Here is a 1,851-nt window from a genome sequence, read left to right as displayed (position 1 = left end):
CCAGATCAGCCGTCTGCGCCGCAAGATCGAACGGGATGCGGCCGACCCGCAACTGATCAAGACCATCTGGGGCAGCGGCTATCTCTTCACGCCGACGGTCGAACCGATCAAGGCAGGCACCTGATGCGGCGCCTGGTTCCCGCCACCTTGTTCGGTCAGACCCTCGCTGTCTCGCTGGCCGGTCTGGTGATTTCCGCGCTGCTCGGCATCGCGATCCTGGCCTTCAATCAGACAACCATGCTGCGCACCATGGGCGCCTACGCAGCCACCCAGCGGATTGTCAATCTGGCACGGCTGATCGACGAGGTGCCGCAAAACTGGCGAACGCCCCTCATCAAGGCAGCCAGCAGCGACACGTTGCGGATCGCGCTGTTGCCGCATCGGCCGGTCTGGGTGTCGCATGACGCGACCGGCACGGACGCGAGAATGATCCGCATTTTCCTCGCCCGCCAGTTGCCGCCCGATATTGCCGCCTCGCTGCAAGTCGAGGTTGGAACAGCCTTCCATCATGGCGAGGCGTCACAGCGTGCCATGATGGAGATGATGGGATCATCGGCGCATCAATCGATGCACATGGCGATGCCGCACATCATGCCGATGATGCAGGGTGCGCTCATGCCGGGCATGGGAGACTGGCGCGCCTTGCGGGTCGCGATGATGCTCCCGCAAGGCCGATGGCTCGCCTTCACCGTCGCCCTCCCGTCGGCCGGCTTCGGCCGCGCCTGGCCTTTCCTCCTCGCTTTGATCGCCATGGCGTTGATCGTCATTCCTGCCTCGATCTGGGCGGTCCGGCGGGTCACCGCACCGCTCCGCACGTTGGCGGCTGCCGCCGAGCGGCTTGGCCGCGATGTCACCGCACCACCGCTTGCCGAAACCGGAACCATCGAGACGCGCCAGGCGGCCCATGCGTTCAACGTCATGCAGACGCGTCTGCGCCATCTGGTGGAAAGCCGCACGCGCATGCTGGCCGCATTGTCGCACGATCTGCGCACCCCGCTTACCCTGCTGCAATTGCGGGTCGAGGATGTCCCGCAGGCGGAGGAACGTGATCGCATGCTGGCAACCATCGCCGGGATGAACCAGATGATCGAAGCAACCCTGGCTTTCGCCCGCGACGATGCCGCCATCGAACCGTTCCGGCGCCTCGATCTGACGGCTCTGCTGGCGGCCATCGTCGATGATCTGGCCGATGCCGGGCTCAAGGCGACCCTGGAACCGGCACCACCGATCACCGTGGACGGCCAGCCTGCCGCCCTGCGCCGTGCGCTGGTCAATCTGGTCGATAATGCCCTAAAATATGGGGGCTTGGCGTCGGTGACGGTCGGAACCGGCCCACACACCGCGATCGTGACGATCGATGACGCCGGGCCAGGCATCCCGCACGCCGAACTCGCGAAAGTTTTCGAGCCCTTTTACCGGGTCGAACTGTCACGCAGTGCCGAGACCGGCGGCAGCGGTCTCGGACTGTCCATTGCGATGGCTGTGCTACAGGCGCATGGCGGCACCATCGAGCTGTCAAACCGCGGCGAAGGCGGCCTCTCGGCCTCTGTTGTTCTGCCAACAAAAGCCTGATGACTTTATAGTCGGCGGATAAAAATATTATTGATACTGACCGGGATGCCGGCGAACGCAAGGCGTGCGGCGAACCCCAATACGCCATGACGGCTGACCAGCGCCGCGATCGGACCGGTTGCCGCAAGGTTACGCTCGCGCGTCTCAGGAATCCCCCCATTTTCCATAGGTCTAGGTATTGCGCCGATTCGCTGCGATTCTCTACCAAGCGTTGGAATGCATGGATGAGGGTGGATCATGGGAATTGCAGCATCGAAAAAGCGTGATGGTGGGCGGTTG

The 1,851-nt window shown here is 63.6% G+C and carries 3 protein-coding genes; 2 read left to right on the top strand and 1 reads right to left on the bottom strand.

The annotated features are described in order from the left end of the window. Together AruPA_RS21550 and AruPA_RS21545 are read left to right on the top strand one after the other, a co-directional pair. Positions 1-124 (top strand): winged helix-turn-helix domain-containing protein (locus tag AruPA_RS21550; RefSeq protein WP_265638781.1); only part of this gene is annotated, 124 nt, incomplete at its 5' end. After that, positions 124-1,572, top strand: a complete 1,449-nt coding sequence (locus AruPA_RS21545; RefSeq protein WP_265638780.1) for an ATP-binding protein — start codon at positions 124-126, stop codon at positions 1,570-1,572. The genes AruPA_RS21550 and AruPA_RS21545, both read left to right, overlap by 1 nt. 5 nt (positions 1,573-1,577) lie before the next feature. Here the strand turns inward: AruPA_RS21545 and AruPA_RS21540 are convergent. Further along, positions 1,578-1,851: hypothetical protein (locus AruPA_RS21540; protein ID WP_265638779.1), on the bottom strand; the 274-nt coding region annotated here is incomplete at its 5' end.

The organism is Acidiphilium sp. PA, assembly GCF_026191915.1.
Classification (GTDB): Bacteria; Pseudomonadota; Alphaproteobacteria; order Acetobacterales; family Acetobacteraceae; genus Acidiphilium.
Note: the sequence above shows the minus strand (reverse complement) of the source record. Positions and strands in the feature narration are given on the sequence as shown.